The organism is Shewanella sp. 10N.286.52.A9 (assembly GCF_041468985.1).
Taxonomy (GTDB): domain Bacteria; phylum Pseudomonadota; class Gammaproteobacteria; order Enterobacterales; family Shewanellaceae; genus Shewanella; species Shewanella japonica.
Map to the genome: position 1 here is coordinate 133121 of NZ_JBFRJQ010000011.1, position 19783 is coordinate 152903.

The following is a 19783-nucleotide window of genomic DNA, read 5'->3' on the forward strand; positions in this document are numbered from 1 at the left end:
TGACAAAATCCTTCCATTGACTGATAACAATAACGTTTTCATACAAATAAAAACAGTATTTTAATAAAAAATTAACCACTAAAAAACAAAGCGGCCTAAGCCGCTTTTATCAAATACCTAATGGGATCATTAGCAACAATTATAAAGTCCCTAAAATATCATCACTCAATTTTAAGTCATCATTACGATTCACACTTACACCCGCAGCAATAATCGCACGTGCAATATCTTGTGCTTGCTCTAATGAATGCATTTCGAAGGTGCCACATTGATATTCGTTTAACTCGGGAATTTCAGTTTGTTCAACTACTTTTAGTACATCTTCCATCGCAGCCAACCATGCATCAGCAACGATACGCTCAGATGGCACACCAATAAGACTCATATAAAATCCCGTTCTACATCCCATAGGGGAAATGTCGATAATCTCAACATTGTCTCCATTAAGATGGTCACGCATAAAGCCTGCAAATAAGTGCTCCAAAGTATGGATACCACGCTCACTTAGAATATCTTTGTTAGGGGTGCAAAAACGTAAATCAAATACTGTAATGGTGTCACCTTTTGGTGTGCTCATATGCTTCGCTACACGTACAGCTGGTGCTTCCATTCGAGTATGATCAACGGTGAAACTATCAAGTAAAGGCATTGCTTATTCCTTAAAGTGGGTGAAATCTTTTGGCATCATAGCATCAAAATTAACAGCAAGCAGCTAGGCCTATTTCAGGCCTACATTAATCTTTAACAATGATTGATGACACTGTTATGACAAACTATCAGTAATGGACAAACAAGCCCCAAATAGCCAATAAATCCCACATCAAAGCCTAGAAAACACTCAGTTAATCCATAAGAGTATGAAAATAACTCATGTAAAAAATAAGATAAAAGATTTGGTTTAGTAAATGTAAGGCAATAAAAAACCCCATACGAAAGATGAGGTTTAGGTCATGTGTTAATCGCTAATTGTTAAGCTGTATTAACCTTTGCAATTTGGTGTTTTTGGCACACTGTCTAGCGCTTGCCACTCTTCTTGTGTATAAGCATTAATCGACAGCGCATGCACTCCATTAGCTAACTCTTCTGCTAACACAGCATTGACAGCACGGTGTCTAGCAATGAGACGCTGAGCATCAAACTTGTCGCTGACGACAACGACTTTAAAGTGGGTTTCAGAATTAGGCGGCACATGATGACGATTGCTTTCATTAAGCACGTCTAAATGGACTGGGCTAAAAGATTGGTTCAGTTTTTCGGTAATAACGTGTTCAACTGACATAACAAGCTCTTTTTATCTACATCGTAAAAAGTGAAGACTACTGATTAACGTTTCAAAAATCAAACTTGCAACAACCCAACAAGATCCAGTTGGCAAAACAAGTTTACGATTACGTCTTGTATACTTTATCTACTGCTCACTCTTTTACCCACCCTGATGAAATCCCACAATCATTTGCCTAAAGGTAAAATTAATTCTTGGTTCATTCACTTTTAGGCGTTTAGGTACGGCGTGTTGCCACTCATCTTGCATACCTGCATGCATGATCAGTAAGTCGCCACTGCTAAGTTCAATGGCGTGTTTATGCCGTGTTTGCATGTGTCTCATAACAAAAGTACGACTGGCTCCTAATGTTAACGATACAATATCTGAATTGGCAGCAATCTCAGGCTCGTTATCACTGTGCCATCCCATGCAATCTTGTCCATTTTCATAGCGATTAACCAACACACCATTGGTCATGATATTAAATTGCGACTCAAGTATTTGTCTTACTTTCAGCAATACAGGTGGCCAAGGTTGTGGCTTTATCATGAGTGATGAATATTGATATTCGCAACTTGAATCACCAAACCAGATCTGGGAGCGTGGAATAGGATGTTGCTTGCCAAATATCGTTACGATCGGTTTTTCAAATTGATATGAGTTCGCTTCTTGAAGCAGTGAAGTTTGCAATGGTAAAGGTAAGAAGTTGGCTAAATATGTAATGGGCGCAACAGGTAAACTTGCCTCAGCAGTTTGATTTTCACCGATATCATCAGCCCCCTGAGTAGTACAACTCACTGGTTGAGAGTTAACAAGTTCAAATCCTAATTGTTTCATACTAAATAACCTGCCTTTGTATCACTTTATGATGATGTACAGCATCTAACCTGACCGTTGTGACTAATCCTTTAGTATATAAACAAAATTGATACGCATTTATGATATTAAGCTTAGTTATATTATGAGAGTCTAAATTGAGCTAGGCTTGTATATTATACTTATTTAGCTAAAAACGTTCACTCAGAGCGATATGGATTTATACCCTGTCGCCATAAAGTTGGATTACTTTTTTGTAAAAAAGTAATGAATGGATTTCTCGATGACATAATAACAATGGCATGTGACCGCATTTATGAAATGGATATTGACGCTGATTATTTGTTTATTTATCTGCATGAACCCTAACGCTGTTCACGCCAAAGAACTGTATTTATCTGATAAACACAACAAGCCTATCGGTTTATCACTAAAGCAATATATTGAAGATGAGCGACTCAATGCCTCACAAGCATATTCGTTATTACAGCAAGGTCAGTTTAGTCCTGTCAGTCAACATATCAGTAATTATGGTATCAATGCCAAACCAGTTTGGTTAAGTCTCACGCTCATGAATAACAGCCAATCAGAACAAGAAAAAACCATTCATATAGATAACTATTGGCTAGATGAAGTCAGCAGTTTTTGGTTTGCGGATGATCACATCATCCATTTTGAGCATCAAGGTGACTTATCATTGTTTTATCAACAAGAGTCACAGCAGCCTAGTTTTAATTTTAACTACCGCTATCCACCAGGTAAAACCACGGTGTTAATTCGGGTGCAAACCCCTGATGCTATGGTTATCCCAGTGTATTTATTCGACCAGCAGGAAATGGCTAAGAAAAATGCCTTCAATGCTTATAGCTATGGTTTTTTGTATGGCTCAATCACTGCGTTATTAATTTATAACTTTATTTTATATGTTGGTCTTCGTCTAAAAAGTTACTTATTTTACAGCTTATATTTATTGAATTTTTTGCTGCTTAATTTTGCCTATAGCGGCCATGGTTCATTATGGTTATGGCCAGATTCACCGATATGGCAACAATGGTCTATCCCGATACTGATGGTCAGCTTTTGCACCAGTGGGATACTGTTTGCTTGCCACTTTTTACGACTTAAATTCCAACTCCCCACTTTAAACAAAATTCTCAAGAGCCTCTGTATTATCTTTCCGGCACTAATGCTGCTTGCTGCAGTGCTTCAAGACCGAGTTTTAGGACTCATTTTTGCGTTTGATTTAATGCTACTGTTTAGCGGCTTGATGATCGTGCTGGGAATACTGTCACTGAACTTTGGTAACATCTCAGCAAGATTTTTCTTAATCGCCTCAATTTCGTCAATGATCGGGATTGCCATTACCTGTCTTGCCGTTTGGGCTTATATCCCATTCAATCAATTTACCTATAGGGCTGCAGAGCTCGGGGTGTTTATTGATGTATTACTGCTCGCACTGGCATTAACAGAACGCTTTAGACGGGTAGAAAACGAAAAAACAATTGCCGAGAAAATGGCTAACATGGACCCGTTAACAAGGTTGAATAATCGCCGAGCTTTTTACCAATTAGTTGAGCCTCAATTTACAGAAAGGCAAGTCAAAAAAGCAGCGTCTATCTTGATGGTAGATATCGATCGTTTTAAAAGCATTAATGATACCTATGGGCATAATTTTGGCGATGAAGTGCTGGTTAAAGTCGCAGCATTAATCAGAGATACATTACGAAAGAACGATATTTTAGCGCGCTGGGGCGGCGAAGAATTTATTATCTTTTTACCTTACACCCAAGAGCAAGAAGCCAGTACACTAGCAACAAGGCTGTGTGAAAACATTGCTAAACTCTCCTTTACTCAAAGTCAGCAAAAGGTCAACGTCACAGCCAGTATTGGCATTGTCACCAGTTGCAGTGCCATCAACCAATTACCTATGCTTATTGAGATCGCCGATAAACACCTATACCAAGCTAAGCGAGCTGGCAGGAACCAGATTTCAGCGGGCACATCCCCCAGCAAGGAAAGAATAGATAAATTAGCGACCTAGATAAAAGAGGGAATCCCCTACTACCATTAAGGTATCGTTGTCTCTAATTGTGTTGTCATACACACATAATTTTGCTCTAACCATTGCGGGTTAATGGGGCCCCAATCATCAATTTTATAGTAACCTGCATTATGACGTTCACCCTCTTGAATAAACTGAACCGTCACACCAATATCAGACATTGATGCCAATGTATCTTGAATGGTTCTGCGGGGCATTTGGGTCATTTTATGCAAAGATAATAAATTATGTTTATCTTGGCTAATCAAATAGCAAAGATAGAGTTTTCGCAAAAATGCTTTATGTGCTTTAGAAACAGTTTGAGTCAATTTCGCCTCTTTTTTGATGAAAATAATAGTTAAATACCAACAAAGGAGCCTTTGTCTTATACTTTCAAAGTAAAAGATTATTGCATGAATATAAAGCTATTTTAGTCACTTAAACTTACATGAGTGCCCAAAGACCTTTTCGACTTACTGCACAAGGCTGCTATGTCTGATTAGCATTACCCTTTACATTGCAGCCTAACATTGAACCCTGACATTGCAGCCAATGAGCATATAAATGACAAAAATTGACGATAAAAGCCAGCTTGAGCCAACACAATGGCAACCATACAACACGCTAACGTTAACTCCCGTTGATAAGCGCTACCCCATACAAGCCGCGCTTCAAATCAGTATTATTGTGCTAATCATTCTAACCGCCATCATGGTTATGATGAATATTCAGCACACCCAACCACTCGCAGATATCCTGATTGCTGTTACTGCCATAACGTCTATTGGCACTCTTTGGATCTCACTGAAGTATCTAGCTGCAAAAAAGGTCTATTACGGCGTACTCAAGCATGAACTTGTGATGAGAAAAGGCTTATGGTGGGTAAAAACCACCACCCTACCTTTTAGCCGACTGCAGCATGTCAGCTTGTCGCAAAACCCGATTCAGCGACAGTTTAACTTAGCGACGTTAAAATGCTTCAGTGCAGGAAGTGGCGCTGCAGAAATTAACTTACCCGGCTTGAAGTTTGAAACAGCAGAACACCTAAGACAACACTTACTGCATAGAGCGACTTCGCACCAACAAGAAAAATCAATACCTGAACAAGTCAAAACAGAGCTTCAATCAGACAGCACAATGATTAAGCCAGACAAAACGGAACATCAATCAGACAGCATAGAGATTGAGCCTGACAAAATGGAACTTCAAACAGACAACACAGAGATTGAGCCTGACAAAACGGAACTTCAAACAGACAACACAGAGATTGAGCCAGTCAACACAGAGCATCTGCAGGTTGAACAACAGTTTATCCCCTCTGCCCAACAAACATCAGTCCACCAAACATCAGCAGAGCAGCCTGTTATCTCACATCAAACGACTCAATCAGCAACCGCTGAAAATAAGCTAAAGTCGGAAAAGCAAGATGACTGAACCTTCCCAACAAAGCACCAATCAGCAATCCATGGACAAATTTAGTCAGTGGCAAGCTTTATCACCTTGGGCCATGCTCAGTTTCAGTTTCGGGACTGCAAAAGCCATTTTATCGAATGGTTATGCCATGATCCCAATTGTCTTCGCAGGTTGGAAAAACGGCTTTGATTTATCCTTTGCAATGATTGCTGCACTATTTCTGATTATCTCGTTAACCGTGTTTTCATTTATACAGTGGAAAAAATACCGTTTTAAGCTTGCTGATAATCAATTGAATATTAAGCGAGGGCTACTGTTTACTCGCAAAGACGAGATCCCATTTAATAAAATCCAAAATATTCGCTACGAGCAACCTCTGTATTTTAAGCCCTTAAAGCTAGGAACGTTAATCATTGAAACGGCAGGCTCAAAAAATGATGAAGCACATCTTGCAGCAGTGGACTCAAATACCGCCTATAAAATTAAGCAGCAACTGTTACAGATAACAGCAAATAGTCTTGAGGAAAACGGCAATAGTGAATCTTTATTGGTTCATGATGATGCCAGCTGCGAAAATGATGTAACCAACTTAGCGACACGAACTCATGCATTCGATAATACAGAACCAGCAAATAATTCTAGCCAGTCACTGCCGAACATTATTATTAAGCGCAATTTATTACAGCTAATCAAATTTGGATTTTATCAGAATAACCTTATCTGGCTCGCCGTTATCGCAGGCCCAATCCTTGGACAAATACAATGGGAAACACTCGCCGAAATCCCGTTTTTTCAACAACTTTGGCATAGTATTATCACGTTAAGCGGTGACAATATTATTCTAAAAGTGAGCATCATTTTACTATTAATAGCCTTGGTATATTGCCTGTTCGCTTTGATTTCTATTTTTTCTGCCGTACTAAAATATTTTCCCTTCACCCTAGAGAAGCGACAACAAACTCTGCAAAGAAGTGGTGGAGTCATTTCACATCAGCAAGATGCATTAGCGATTAGACGGATTCAACTTGTACAAATCAGCCAACCTGTATTAGCAAGGTTATTTAATGTTTGGACTGTGTATTTAAAACAAGTAAAGGGACAAGAAGTTGAGCAAAAAACTGAACAGCACATGCTCATTCCTTCAGTCAAAACCACAGAGCTACAATCCACCCTTGGCAAAATAACCGGACTTGCAGGCGGCTCGTGCAATGTTCCGCGTCAGTATCAGTCAATCGCTTTTGCTTGGTTTCTACGGCGAGGGTATTTGCCGTTCATTCCCGCTGCGATTTTGTCACTGTTTTTGGGCGCCAACTTAGCAAGTTTACTAATTTGTGTATCCGCAGTTGTTGTCAGTGGGCTTATCTACTTGCGCTACCGACAATGGGGATATGTTATTGATGAGGAAGCGGTATGGCAACATAGTGGATTGTTCAGTCGAGAATGGAAGCGCATTCCTTTTACTAAAGTTCAGCATGTCACCCTCACGCAAACTCAAGGACAAAAACAAAAAGGTTATGCGTACCTGACATTAGGATTAGCCAGTGGCGAAATGACTTTGCCTTATATTAGTCAAAGCGATGCGCAATATATATCGGAAAAAGCCATGATGGCGACGAAGTATGACACCACTAATTGGATTTAAGCCTAACTACCAATAACATTATAAAGACGTTTTTATCCGCTAAAGTCACGATTAAATAAGCTTAATCGTGACTTCTCGCTTTACAAAACAACTCACATATCGAGCGCAGTGCACGCTAACTATTTCACAACCAGTACTGGACAAAGCGCTTGATTGGCTACTTCCTCCGCGACATTGTCATGGAGAAAATGTGCTAACCCTGTTCGGCCATGACTAGCGATCACTACCATACCAATATCACCGCTATTGGCTTCTGCAACGATTTCTTCAATTGCATCGCCTCGACGAATTAGGGTTTCGACGGGTAAGTCAGTTTTAAGCTCAGCTAATAAACCGCGCATTTTATCTGCAGCGGCCTGCTCCATACTTTTTGCTAACTCTTCTGGTGTGATGGCGAGAATCATATAATTCTCATCACCTAGAGGCTGATCAACCACATGAAGAATACGAATACCAACTTGATATAAGTTTGCCATTTCGATGGCATATCGCAAAGCATGAGAAGCCGTCTCAGAAAAATCAGTCGGCCATAATATATTACGTGAACGCATAGTGACGCCCTCTTGTAGATTGAAAAAAATTAAAATTTTTCAGCTAACTAGGTGTTACTGATACCGCCTAAACAAGACTTAATGTGACAATATCCATAGGCAGAATATCAACACATTTTTAATTAATACTTAAATCTCGTGTGGCTTACGTTAATTACTATCTCCTAATAAAAGTGTAGTGTAAAACACTAATTTGCTCCTTGAGCTGTATCAACTTCTGTGACTCAAATTATCTAAAACTTGCCTTTTGATGATTTATAGCCCATATTAAACCGACTAATCAGTCGGTTTAATTTTAAACGATAACTAGGCTGCAGAAAAACACTAGGAGAAGCAGATGAATATGGCGCTCAATGAAACACACCAAACCTCATTGAAACAACACCTCGACCTACAGCGACAGGCTTACAACTCAATGCCAGCACCTAGTTATCAGTCAAGAGTCAGCAAACTTGAACAGCTCAAAGCTGGATTATTGGAGCAAAGTGAGCAATTTGTTACTGCTCTCGCTGCCGATTATGGTCATCGCTCAAGTAACGACACCATGATTTCTGACATCATGCCATGTGTAAATAACATCAATTACACGCTGAATAACCTTAAAAAATGGATGAAACCAAATCGTCGTCATGCGGGCTTACTTCTCGCGCCTTCATCTGTAACGGTTCACTATCAGCCATTGGGAGTTGTCGGCATTATCGTCCCATGGAATTTCCCTGTGATGTTAGCCATTGGTCCATTAATAACCGCCATTGCTGCAGGTAACAGAGCCATGTTGAAAATGTCTGAATTTACCCCAGCGACCAACCAAGTGATTAAAGCAATGTTGGCAAAAATCTTTAATGAAGATGAAGTTGCAGTCATTGAGGGTGAAGCTGATGTAGCAGCGGCATTCTCTGCCCTGCCTTTTGATCATATGCTTTTCACCGGTTCTACCACAGTAGGTCGTCACGTTATGCGTGCTGCGGCCGATAACCTCACGCCTGTCACACTTGAACTCGGCGGGAAATCTCCTGTTGTTATTGCACCTGATATTGATATTGCCACAGCAGTCGAGCGACTCATTTACGGTAAATGTTTAAATGCTGGCCAAATCTGTGTCGCACCTGATTACATTTTATGCCCAGAAGATAAGGTTGATGAACTCATCAGTGAATATCAAAAGCGCTTCAATAAGATGTACCCTGACTTTGACTCTAACCCTGATTACGGCAATGTCATTAATGAACGTCAATATTCGCGTTTATTAACTGCATTGGAAGACGCTAAACAAAAAGGTGCGGTGATCCACTCTGCAACCAAATACAACATTGATACTAATGTTCGAAAATTACCGACTCAATTAATCACTGCTACCAGCGATGAAATGACTGTGATGCAAGAAGAGATTTTTGGCCCCTTGCTTCCTATTGTGAGCTATAAAAATATTGATAATGCGATCGGATATATTAATCAACGAGAACGTCCATTAGCCTTATATATCATGAGTTTTGATAGCTCAACCCAGCAACACATCGTTCAGCACACCCATTCGGGTGGCGTTTGTATAAACGATACTGTGTTTCATGTTGCTGCAGATGATGCACCTTTTGGCGGTATTGGCCCATCAGGCATGGGACATTATCATGGTAAAGAAGGTTTTTTGACGTTTAGCCATGCCAAAACAGTCCTTAAAAGTGGCAAGTTTAATTCTGGTTTATTTGTTCATCCTCCTTATGGTACAAAAATCCAAGCGCTATTGATGAAGATGTTTTTACGTTAGTTCAAAGTGGGTGCAATATATCCTCACCCACTTTATTCTAAGCCTAAGTAAAACAAAGAATTTAAATCAACATAGGAAATCAAACGCGTATGTCAGCCACCATAAAACCTGCTGCAACAGATAAAAAACAAGCTATTTTAGATGGCGCGTTACAACTGTTTGTCGACCAAGGCTTTCATGGCACTTCCACGGCTTCAATAGCAAAAACAGCAGGGGTAGCAACAGGCACTTTATTTCATCACTTTCCTTCTAAAGAAGCCCTATTGAATCATCTCTTTGTTGTGGTAAAGCAAGAGTTTGCTGATTCGCTTACCCATTCGATGACGCAATCCTTATCGCCAATCAATGATAAAGAGGCTTCTTTAGAGCAATTGATTACTGATATAGATTTTCATACCAGTAACTCTATTTCAGCGGATGTAAATAACGCAGCGACATTAAAAAGCAGCGCCAATAAACTGTGGCAACATGCGATTGATTGGGCACTGTTAAATCCAACCAAACAAAAATTTTTCCTGCAGTTTTCTTTATCATCTGATATTGATCCCGAAATCCGCTCTCAAGCGATGAACAGTATTTTACATTTCATTATTGAGCTTATCGCTAAAGGTCAGCAACTGAATATCATTGCCGATTTTCCAATCACATTAATGCTTGAGAATTGCCATGGTCAATATTTAGCTGCGATTCGCTACTTCACCGATAACCCTCAGTGGGGCCATGATAAAGTCCACCGTGAAGCAAGTTTTGAACTGTTTTGGCGCTCAATGAAGTTGTAGCGCTGAAATTACAGCATTTACTTTTGCATAATTAACAAAAGTTATTTGTATCATTTGCTGTTTTTGCAATGAGTTCTTGCCGTTATGATTTCCTTCATTAGCCCAATGTCGAGGAAAAATCATGACAGCAGCACTATTTAATCCAATCAAATTAGGCCAACTTACGTTGGCAAATCGCATTGTCATGCCACCCATGACCCGCTCAAGAGCGAGTTTGCCTGATAACAGCGCAAATGAAATGATGGCAGCCTATTACGCTCAGCGAAGTTCAGCAGGACTTATCATTGGTGAAGGCACACAAATATCCCCTTTAGCACAAGGCTATGCTTGGACCCCAGGAATATATTCATCAGCCCAATTAGATGGATGGCAAAAAGTCACCAAAGCTGTACACGCAAACAATGGGGTCATGTTTGCTCAATTGTGGCATGTTGGTCGTGTTACTCACCCGCAAAATATTGGTGGTTTGCAACCTATTTCGTCTTCTGCAATTAAAGCGAATAACGTCAAGGTTTTCATCGACGATGGTACCCATGCTCCCGGTTTTGTTGATGTGGTAACCCCACGCGAAATGACACAAGCAGATATTGATACAGTGATCGCCGAGTTTACACAAGCGGCTAGCAATGCAATTAATGCAGGTTTTGATGGTATTGAACTTCATGCCGCTAATGGCTATTTGATTAACCAGTTTATTGATTCTGAATCTAATCACCGTACTGATAAATATGGTGGTAACTTAACGAATAGACTGCGATTTCTTGATGAGGTGATTAGCGCAATGGCTGCAGCTATTGGTGCCGACAAAATTGGTGTCAGGTTAGCACCACTCACGACACTTAATGGCACTGTCGATGCTAATCCAGAACAAACCTATGTTGCTGCAGCTGCGCTGTTAAATAAGCATAATATTGCGTACTTACATATTGCAGAGGCCGACTGGGATGATGCCCCCGTTATGAGTAATAGCTTTAAAAATGCCATACGCAATGCCTTTGCCGGAGTGTTGATTTATGCGGGTAAATACACCGTTGAACGAGCAATCTCAGCTATCGAATCAGGTGTGGCTGACATGATTGCTTTTGGTAGACCATTTGTCGCGAACCCAGACCTGCCATCACGGATAAAACACGGTCAACCTTGGGCAAATCATGATCCACAAACCTTGTTTGGCGGTAATGAAAAAGGCTTAACTGATTATCCCACGTTTTCAGAGTCAGAAAGCGCCTAATCACCTTAGGTGTTTCATTTTAATTTGCATTTTTATCAACAATCATCAGGAATTGTTATGTTATTTACCGAATTTGATTTAGCAGGTTCAAGGCTTGCTAACCGCATTACTATGGCACCAATGACACGTTCACGCACAAGTCAACCTGGCGATGTGCCTAACGCATTGATGGCAACTTACTATCAGCAACGAGCCAGTGCGGGGTTAATTATTTCAGAGGGAACGCCAGTTTCAGCAGTGGCCAGAGGATACTCACTGACACCTGGCATTTATACACAAGCGCAAATAGAAGGCTGGAAGTTAGTCACCGATGCCGTACACCAAAAAGGCGGTAAAATTTTTACTCAACTTTGGCATGTTGGCAGACGCTCTCATACTGATATTGCTGGTGAGCAACCTGTTGCTCCTTCAGCGATAAAACAAGCAGATAAAGTCTATGGTCCTCTCGCTGACGGGGGGTATGGCATGGTTGAAACCTCAGTACCTCGTGCTATGACGCAAACTGATATCGACCAAACCGTTGCGGATTTTGTCCAAGCAGCAAAAAACGCAATAGAAGCGGGGTTTGACGGTATTGAACTTCATGGTGCACATGGCTATTTACTCGACCAATTCATGCGTAAAGTCAGTAATCAGCGACAGGACCAATATGGCGGCAGTCAACAAAACCGCATTAGATTGACAGTGGATATTATCAACGCTGTTGCTGATGCCATAGGTGCCAATAAAGTCGCAATACGCTTATCGCCTTTGGTAGGTGAAGGCTTTAGTGAAGTTGACAGTGATATTATTGACGTCACAAAGTTGCTGCTTAAAGAAATTGCCCCACTTAATTTAGCTTATGTGCATTTTTCTGAAAATATTGGTGAATACACAGAAGCAACAGATCACTTTAGACAAGAGATGCGAGCCATATATCCTCATACCATTATGGTCGCTGGTAAACTGACACAAGAAAGCGCACAAACATTATTAACCAAAGGCTATGCCGATTTGGTTGCTTTTGGCACGCCTTATGTCACAAACCCTGACCTAGTGGAACGCTTTAAACACAACAAGCCACTCGCTGAATTTGATGCCGATGCAAGATTAACCTTATATGGTGGAAATGAAGTTGGTTATATTGATTACCCAACTGCGTCATAACAGCACACTCACTCATCTTTAAAGGTGAGTGAGTTTTTTGGCGTGAATCATCCACTCTCCCTACCAAATCAATAACAAAAAATTATTAAAAATATAAAATTTGATAATTTTTAATCAGTGCGATATCGCCATATACTTCACTCATCAAAACGAACCAAACATTATTAAGGTGAAGCAAATGAAGATGAGTCATGTAGGTATTATGGTCAGCGACATGGATAAAGCGATTGAGTTTTATACCAAAGCATTGGGACTAAAAGTCGTAATGGGAAAATCTGCTGTCATCGAAGAAAAAGAAACCGCTATTGGAGCCATGTGTATCGCTGTATTTGGCGAAGGGTTTAAAGGCTTTAATATTGCCCACCTGGTAACGACTGACGGAGTCGGTTTCGAACTATTTGAAATGAAAGACAGAGAAGAGCGTCATCATGTCGACTTCTCAAAAATTGGTTTATTTCATTATTCTCTGGAAACAGATGATTTTGAAGGTGTCATTGAACGCGTAAGACAATATGGTGGCAAGACTCGAATGGAAACCATGCGATATCACCCAGAAGATGACAGCAAACCTTATAAAATGGTTTATTTAGAAGATCCATTCGGTACTTTATTCGAGTTATATTCTCATTCTTATTCTGAAACCTACTCTTCTGAATACGAATAAAGCCACCACCCCATTGCAGTATTTGCCGTCAATAATGTTGACGGCTTTTTCGTTTTTAACTAACCACTATCTGGGCCGCCAATATTGATAAAGTGCAAACAACTAGGCTTAGCTAAATTTCTGTGAACATTTGATAATGTGTATTCTTAGCCATTGATGACGGAGATCATTTAAGCGAGAACAAAACCAGTACATTGCCACCTGAATCAGTTCAATTAAGTAAATTGTTTTAACTTAATATATTGGCAATATTGATCCGCTAACCTAATCTAAATTGAATTTAGTGCCGACTAAAACGCCTGCCAAAAAATCCCGAACGAACTGAAAATAGCCACAAACCAAGAAAGCGATCTAAGGGTTGATAAACCTTTGATGTATAAGATGTGATAGGTCGCTCTTGCGACCACATGTACTATGGCTAACGTGCTCACTGTCGAATTAACATTGTCTGTAGCAATTGCGGTTAGACAACAAATCCCAAACACAATGAGTGATTCAAATGCATTTTGGTGCCCTGCAAGCGCCCTAGCACCGAGTCCTGTTAGCTGGGATTGCTGCGCGCGAGGATGTGCATTGTCATACCCACCTAGTTTAGCCATCGCAACAGCAACGGGGCCTTTAGCAAAATAAGGCAATAATAAGGCGATAAAAAGACAAATAAGTAATGTTTGCATGGTGCTTCCTAGCTTGCAGTAATCAATGAGCGGATAGTAAAACATTTTTTTATACGTATAAAAACCCATTTCAGCTCATCGCAGCGGCTTCAATTAATCTCATCAGTTAATCCAACAACAAATAGGTCTAAGGCCAATATTGGAGCTCTCCTAACCACAATGACGGCTTAATTGGATATTCATTAGCTAAAATCCTAGCAATTGGGCTTCATTAGTTGAAAAAGTTTAACTAACAAATGCTAATAAAAAGTTATTTAAAATCAATCTGTAACTAAAATCCTTTCTTGTCATTTACCTTATTTCTTCGATAACAAATTAATTTTTATGAAATATCTGTAAGGCCACCACGGTCAATATAACTACCTGCTATTAAGACAGATAACCGCGGATAGTATCGTTTAACAAGTAGGAAGATAGTCAAAGGAAGGCATGGAAGTGTCTACGATCTTACTCATTAGCAAAACACTAGCTCATCAAAGTCTCAATTTGTACTGATGAGTTAATGCAAGGAAATATCATGAATACTAAAGCACAAACCGCACTATCAGGTGCAGCGCTAGCCATGGCGATGGCTGGGTTATCTGGTCAAGTCGTTGCAGGTGAATCAGATACCTCTCCCGTTACAGCGGGTGAAACTGACTTAGTCCATTGTTATGACGTCAACATCTGTAAAGGACACAATGACTGCGGTACAGCTGACAATGCTTGTAAGGGTCAAGCGAGTTGTGAAGGCACAGGTTTTGTTGCCATGCCGTCTAAAGCGTGTAGCGATGTTGGCGGGAAAATAAAAGATGATTGGGTTGGTAAAATAACCAAAGCTGATTTGGTCCATTGTTACGGTGTTAACGTATGTAAAGGACACAATGATTGTAAAGGTGCTGACAATGCCTGTGGCGGTAAAGCAAGCTGTAAAGGCACAGGCTTTGTGAATACAACCGCAAAATCATGCGCCGATATCGGCGGTAAAACCGGCTAACGTTCAAGCCTGAACAACTTTTAAGCATAATCGACAACACGAGTTGTAATAATGGCTTGGTAAGATTCGTCTCCTTATTGCCAAGCCGTTTATTTTGCTTAAATTCATTCGATAACAAGCAAGTCAACATCCGTCTTCCACCAGCATGAAGGTTATGACTAACCTAAGGAAAGCCCATGTCAGATTCGAAAATTACGCAAGACTTTATTGGTTTTGGCTTAGGGCTTCGTACAGATCATTTTGAGTACATCTTGCAGCATCAACCAGCCATAGATTGGTTTGAAGTACTATCAGAAAACTACATGGTTGCAGGGGGTAAACCTCGTTACTACCTTGAAGCGATCGCTGAGCAATACCCTGTCGTGATGCATGGTGTTTCTATGTCGATTGGCAGCACAGATCCATTAGACATGGATTACCTTAAGTCTCTCAAAAAACTCAGTAATGACATTAATCCGAAGTGGATTTCTGATCATATTTGTTGGACCTCAATTCATGGTGTTAACAGCCATGACTTATTACCTTTGCCATATACAGAGGAAACCGTAAAGCACGTAGTTGAACGTATAAACGTCGTGCAAGACTTTTTAGGTCGCCGTTTATTACTCGAAAACGTTTCGAGTTACTTATCCTATAAAGACTCGACAATGGACGAATGGGAGTTTTTATCTCAAGTTGCTGAAGAAGCAGACTGCTTAATATTGCTGGATATCAACAATATCTATGTCAGTGCGCGTAATCATTGTTTTAACCCGCTTGATTATTTAAATAAAATAGATCCTAGACGAGTGCAGCAATTTCACTTAGCTGGCCATTCGGATCATGGCGAATATGTGATTGATACTCATGACAACGAAGTCCCACCGAGTGTGTGGACACTATATCAAGCCGCACTTGAACGCTTTGGTCCAATAAGTACCATGATTGAGCGAGATGCCAATATTCCTGATTTTCCAGTGTTATACCAAGAATTATTAGAAGCTCAAAAAATTGCTGAATTAACTTTACCTGGTCACCCTGCACTGGCTTGTTCATCATTAACCCCCACGGGGTTAGATTCTCATACTACAGCAGCCTTTCAGACCCAATCGTTATTGCCAAAAAGAAAGGTTGCAGTATGAGTAAACTAGCTAAAATTCAACAAGAATTTATGCAGTATCTGCTCTTTGAGGCCTCTCCTGAACATCCGCAAAGTATAACCCACAGAGTGGCACAACAAACGGGGATTTCAGCGCAACATCGTTTGGAAATTTACGCTAATGCTTATCGTACTCGCCTTACTGAAACCCTTGAAACTGACCATCAAATATTAGCGTTATATTTAGGTGATGAATTGTTCGATAAGTTATCGAAAGAGTACATTCAAACACACCCATCAGCCACCAGCTCATTAAGGCATTTTTGCAATAACTTGACTGAATATTTACGCCAAGATGCATTTTTTAGCCAGTATCCTATTTTAGCTGACATAGCAGAATTTGAACGTCGCTTACTGGTTGCTTTTGATGCTGCAGATGCAGACAGAATAGGTTTTGAAGCGTTACAACATTTACCACCTGAATATTGGCCAAACTGCCAATTACGTTTTCATCCGAGTGTTCAAGTTTTCAGTTGCCAAAGTAACGCAGTTGAAAGCTGGCAAGCATTAAAAGCCGACACCCATCCAGATGCACCATACTACAAGCGAGAACGTCATTGGTTACTGTGGCGAAATAGCGAAAGGCTAACTCAATTTGAGTCCTTAACGGTTAGCCAGCACGCGCTGCTTACCGGATTTATTGCTGGTCAAAACTTCGCTCAACAGTGCGAGTTGATGCTTAATTGGTATGATGAACACAGCGCACCCGCAGTGGTATTACAGACCTTACAAGATTGGTTTAAAAAAGGCATGATCAGAAGTCTGCCTAACTAACAGCTGCCATAAATGAATCTTACTATGACTCTTTAGGTAACCATAATTTAACGCTCAGTCCGCCTTCAACTTTGTTTTGCATGGTAATGTGACCGCCATGCGCTTCGATAATCTCGCGACACAGAGGCAAACCGATCCCCGTACCTGATTGTTTGGTTGAATAAAAAGGTAATAAGGCTTGAGACAACACTTCGCTGGACATACCGCTACCTTGATCTGCCACTACAATCAAAATACCAGATACTGGATGAGTGACTTCATCGATATTCAAAGTGACATGCTGTGTATCTGAGCCTGACTCATGGGCATTTTTAAGCAGATTAATCAGGACTTGCTCAAGTTGAACACTGTCGAGCTCAATGTTCAACGTTGGCAAAGTAGAGGTGAGTTTAAACGGGTATTGCTCAGCTAACTGATCGACTAATTGCGACCAATCTACTGTGGTTTTACGTGGCAAAGGTAACTTAGCAAATTGTGCATAATGAGAAATAAACTGACTTAGGTGAGCGGTTCTGTTTTCGATGGTATCAAAAATAAGTGCCAGTTTTTCATTATCAAGATCTTTGGTTAACACTCGCCCAGAGTTAACCATCGACGCAATTGGCGCGACAGAATTATTTAACTCGTGGCTGATAATTCGAATCACTTTTTTCCACACAGCCACTTCTTGACGGTTAAGCTCTTTAGTTAACTGTTTTAGTAGAATCAAATGATGCTGTTGGTTATTTTGAGTAAAGCTGCCACGAGAAATATGCCAGGTTTCCAGCTCTTCATTACCGCTGCCGTCCGATGTTAATTGCTCATTGTTCACATCAATTGAAAACAATCCTTCATGCTGACTATTCAATGCGTGCTTTAATGCACTCGGCAGCTCGGCGATAAGTGCATTTAACAGCATTCCTTCTATACGTACGCCTTGATTAAATAAATGCCTAGCAGCGTCATTTGCGTAGATAATCCTTTGATTGTCATCAACTAACAACATAATATTGGGCGAGTTTTGAATCACTTTGTCCAACATTAATTCACGCTGATAAATAAATTGCCTTTCGTTTCGCAGCTTTTGGGATGCTTGATTATAAAGCTCAGCAATGGCATCTAACTGAGGCTCTCCATAACCATGCAGCGACACACTAAACTCATTATCTTTAAAATTAAGTAAGCCCACTTCTAATGCTTTCAGGCTGTCATTCAGTGCGGTTGTTAACCACATGCTTAACACAAAACACAAGCCCAAGCTCGTTAGCAGCGCTAGCCAAACATGTTCACTGCCAAGAAAAAACCACACGCACCAACCGCATAAGCCGCTTAACGCAACGGAAAACACGTTACCAAGTACTAACTTACTGCGCAGTTGTAGCGTGTATCTCATGTTATCGGTTCACTCTTATTATTCATCCGTTTTACTTTTTTATGATGTTCACAGCGCTTATCAACACGCTCAATCAGCGCTTACGGAATATCATTTTGAGGATAAACCATACTTATCCATCCTGCGATAAAGCGCTTGGCGACTTAACCCTAAGGATTTTGCCACTCTGGCGATAACACCATTGTGATGCTGCAATGCCTGCTCAATCTGTTGTTTATCAGGCTCAACTTGAGCGGCACTCACTTGTTGAGGTGCTTGCTGAGTATGCTCACCATTTTCCAGTGATGGTGCCCCTTGCATAGGTGTAAAAGTCGATGTTGTTACAGGTTCACTTGTTTTCATATTGGAAAGCGATGAGTTTGTTGAAGGTAATAGCCCCAAGTCATCCACCGTTAAAACAGCGTTGGTAGCAAGTAGCACCGCCCTTTTACACACGTTTTCTAACTCTCTTACATTGCCTGACCAAGCATGGGCTAACAAGGCCTGTTGAGCTGTTTTTTCAAACGTAAATCCATCACCCACAAAATGCTGCGCTAACGGTAAAATATCATCAATACGCTGATTCAATGGCGGCAAAGGTAACTCAATCACATTGAGTCGATAAAACAAATCTTCACGAAAAGTCCCTTTGGCAATATCGTCGGCTAAATCAGCATTCGTCGCACTGATAACCCGCACATTCACTTTGCGAGTTTGGTGGCTGCCAAGTCGTTCAAACTCGCCTGTTTGCAGCACTCGTAACAACTTAACTTGCCCAGATAAAGGTAAATTACCGATCTCATCTAAGAATAAAGTGCCGCCATCTGCCGCTTCAAAACGCCCTATTCTGACTTTATTCGCGCCTGTAAACGCTCCAGCTTCAGCCCCAAATAGTTCAGCCTCTAATAGATCCATTGGTAATGCACCAATATTGACCTTAATAAAAGGTTGTTTATTTAATAAAGAGTTGGCTTGAACAATATCGGCAATTTTGTCTTTACCTGCGCCATTAGGGCCGGTAATCATCACCGAGACGTCTGATTTGGCAACTTGTAAGGCCAAGTCTATGCAGCGCTGCATGGCTCCACTACCAAACACCATGCCGCATAAATCAGCGTTATTAATCACACTCATGCGCTCTGAGTCGACTCTAGCAAGCTGATTATTTTGTTTAGAAAGATGATAAATGGACAGTAAGTTATTGATACTCGTGAGCAGTTTGGCATCATCCCATGGTTTACCCATGTAATCTGCAGCGCCGGCTTTAACTAATTCAACTGCGGTTTCAAGTTGCGTCCATGCTGTCATCAAAATAATCGGCAGATTAGGCTGCTGTTGTCTTAAGGTATAAAACAACTGTTTGCCTTCTTCACCCGAGGTCGTATCTCGGGTGAAATTCATATCTTGAATCACTAAGCTAATATCTTGTTTTTCCACAATAGCCAGTGCTTGTTCTGGCGTTTCACAGCTCAGTGCTTTATAGCCATGAATGTCCAACATTAACGTTAATGCGCTGCAAATTGAACTGTTATCATCTACGACTAAAATACTGTCCATACTT

19 protein-coding genes are annotated in these 19783 nt (G+C 40.6%); 11 read left to right on the forward strand and 8 right to left on the reverse strand.

Going from position 1 to position 19783, the window contains the following annotated elements; all coding sequences use genetic code 11:
- Positions 1–139 precede the first annotated feature (139 nt).
- The 3 genes from luxS to AB4128_RS10280 all read right to left on the reverse strand — a co-directional run bounded on the left by luxS (position 140) and on the right by AB4128_RS10280 (position 2101).
- Positions 140–649, reverse strand: coding sequence for an S-ribosylhomocysteine lyase (gene luxS / locus AB4128_RS10270; protein WP_055023678.1), 510 nt, complete (start codon positions 647–649; stop codon positions 140–142).
- A gap of 330 nt (positions 650–979) precedes the next feature.
- Complete coding sequence (locus AB4128_RS10275; protein ID WP_055023677.1) at positions 980–1279, reverse strand: BolA family transcriptional regulator; 300 nt, start codon at positions 1277–1279, stop codon at positions 980–982.
- 144 nt (positions 1280–1423) lie between these two features.
- The gene (locus AB4128_RS10280; protein WP_372037579.1) at positions 1424–2101 is read right to left on the reverse strand and encodes an alpha-ketoglutarate-dependent dioxygenase AlkB; all 678 of its coding nucleotides are present in this window, start codon (positions 2099–2101) and stop codon (positions 1424–1426) included.
- Between the two features lie 295 nt (positions 2102–2396).
- Between AB4128_RS10280 and AB4128_RS10285 the strand changes: the two genes are divergently transcribed.
- A complete protein-coding gene (locus tag AB4128_RS10285; RefSeq protein WP_372037580.1) occupies positions 2397–4121 on the forward strand; it encodes a diguanylate cyclase in 1725 nt (574 codons plus the stop codon).
- A gap of 26 nt (positions 4122–4147) precedes the next feature.
- On the opposite strand, the gene AB4128_RS10290 is transcribed toward AB4128_RS10285, so the two are convergent.
- On the reverse strand, positions 4148–4450 hold the full coding sequence (locus AB4128_RS10290; protein ID WP_225442090.1) for a winged helix-turn-helix domain-containing protein: 303 nt from the start codon (positions 4448–4450) through the stop codon (positions 4148–4150).
- Positions 4451–4685: 235 nt separating this feature from the next.
- Here AB4128_RS10290 and AB4128_RS10295 point away from each other — a divergent pair, with 235 nt between their 5' ends.
- Together AB4128_RS10295 and AB4128_RS10300 are read left to right on the forward strand one after the other, a co-directional pair.
- Positions 4686–5555 carry a PH domain-containing protein gene (locus AB4128_RS10295; protein ID WP_372037581.1) on the forward strand — a complete coding sequence of 290 codons (870 nt, stop codon included), beginning with the start codon at positions 4686–4688 and terminating at the stop codon, positions 5553–5555.
- Complete coding sequence (locus AB4128_RS10300) at positions 5548–7176, forward strand: PH domain-containing protein (RefSeq protein ID WP_372037582.1); 1629 nt, start codon at positions 5548–5550, stop codon at positions 7174–7176. Before AB4128_RS10295 ends, AB4128_RS10300 begins: the two co-directional genes overlap by 8 nt.
- A gap of 119 nt (positions 7177–7295) precedes the next feature.
- Here the strand turns inward: AB4128_RS10300 and AB4128_RS10305 are convergent, their stop codons facing one another.
- The gene (locus tag AB4128_RS10305) at positions 7296–7727 is read right to left on the reverse strand and encodes a universal stress protein (RefSeq protein ID WP_055023671.1); all 432 of its coding nucleotides are present in this window, start codon (positions 7725–7727) and stop codon (positions 7296–7298) included.
- Positions 7728–8064: 337 nt separating this feature from the next.
- Here AB4128_RS10305 and AB4128_RS10310 point away from each other — a divergent pair, with 337 nt between their 5' ends.
- The 5 genes from AB4128_RS10310 to AB4128_RS10330 all read left to right on the forward strand — a co-directional run bounded on the left by AB4128_RS10310 (position 8065) and on the right by AB4128_RS10330 (position 13309).
- Complete coding sequence (locus AB4128_RS10310; RefSeq protein ID WP_372037583.1) at positions 8065–9489, forward strand: coniferyl aldehyde dehydrogenase; 1425 nt, start codon at positions 8065–8067, stop codon at positions 9487–9489.
- 89 nt (positions 9490–9578) lie between these two features.
- Positions 9579–10268 carry a TetR/AcrR family transcriptional regulator gene (locus AB4128_RS10315; RefSeq protein ID WP_065108676.1) on the forward strand — a complete coding sequence of 230 codons (690 nt, stop codon included), beginning with the start codon at positions 9579–9581 and terminating at the stop codon, positions 10266–10268.
- 121 nt (positions 10269–10389) lie between these two features.
- The gene (locus AB4128_RS10320) at positions 10390–11499 is read left to right on the forward strand and encodes an alkene reductase (protein WP_372037584.1); all 1110 of its coding nucleotides are present in this window, start codon (positions 10390–10392) and stop codon (positions 11497–11499) included.
- Positions 11500–11556: 57 nt separating this feature from the next.
- The gene (locus tag AB4128_RS10325) at positions 11557–12645 is read left to right on the forward strand and encodes an alkene reductase (RefSeq protein WP_372037585.1); all 1089 of its coding nucleotides are present in this window, start codon (positions 11557–11559) and stop codon (positions 12643–12645) included.
- A 178-nt stretch (positions 12646–12823) separates the two neighbouring features.
- Positions 12824–13309, forward strand: a complete 486-nt coding sequence (locus tag AB4128_RS10330) for a VOC family protein (protein WP_055023666.1) — start codon at positions 12824–12826, stop codon at positions 13307–13309.
- A 290-nt stretch (positions 13310–13599) separates the two neighbouring features.
- Here the strand turns inward: AB4128_RS10330 and AB4128_RS10335 are convergent, their stop codons facing one another.
- Positions 13600–13983 (reverse strand): MAPEG family protein, encoded by a 384-nt coding sequence (locus tag AB4128_RS10335; RefSeq protein ID WP_372037586.1) that lies wholly within the window; start codon positions 13981–13983, stop codon positions 13600–13602.
- Between the two features lie 517 nt (positions 13984–14500).
- On the opposite strand from AB4128_RS10335, the gene AB4128_RS10340 reads away from it, so the two are divergent.
- The 3 genes from AB4128_RS10340 to AB4128_RS10350 all read left to right on the forward strand — a co-directional run bounded on the left by AB4128_RS10340 (position 14501) and on the right by AB4128_RS10350 (position 16871).
- Positions 14501–14959, forward strand: a complete 459-nt coding sequence (locus AB4128_RS10340) for a hypothetical protein (RefSeq protein WP_065108679.1) — start codon at positions 14501–14503, stop codon at positions 14957–14959.
- 176 nt (positions 14960–15135) lie between these two features.
- Positions 15136–16080, forward strand: a complete 945-nt coding sequence (locus AB4128_RS10345; RefSeq protein ID WP_372037587.1) for a DUF692 domain-containing protein — start codon at positions 15136–15138, stop codon at positions 16078–16080.
- Complete coding sequence (locus AB4128_RS10350; RefSeq protein WP_372037588.1) at positions 16077–16871, forward strand: putative DNA-binding domain-containing protein; 795 nt, start codon at positions 16077–16079, stop codon at positions 16869–16871. Before AB4128_RS10345 ends, AB4128_RS10350 begins: the two co-directional genes overlap by 4 nt.
- 22 nt (positions 16872–16893) lie before the next feature.
- Here AB4128_RS10350 and AB4128_RS10355 read toward each other — a convergent pair whose 3' ends face one another.
- Both AB4128_RS10355 and AB4128_RS10360 read right to left on the reverse strand, forming a co-directional pair.
- Positions 16894–18243, reverse strand: a complete 1350-nt coding sequence (locus tag AB4128_RS10355; protein WP_372037589.1) for an ATP-binding protein — start codon at positions 18241–18243, stop codon at positions 16894–16896.
- 90 nt (positions 18244–18333) lie between these two features.
- The gene (locus AB4128_RS10360) at positions 18334–19779 is read right to left on the reverse strand and encodes a sigma-54-dependent transcriptional regulator (protein ID WP_372037590.1); all 1446 of its coding nucleotides are present in this window, start codon (positions 19777–19779) and stop codon (positions 18334–18336) included.
- Positions 19780–19783 lie beyond the last annotated feature (4 nt).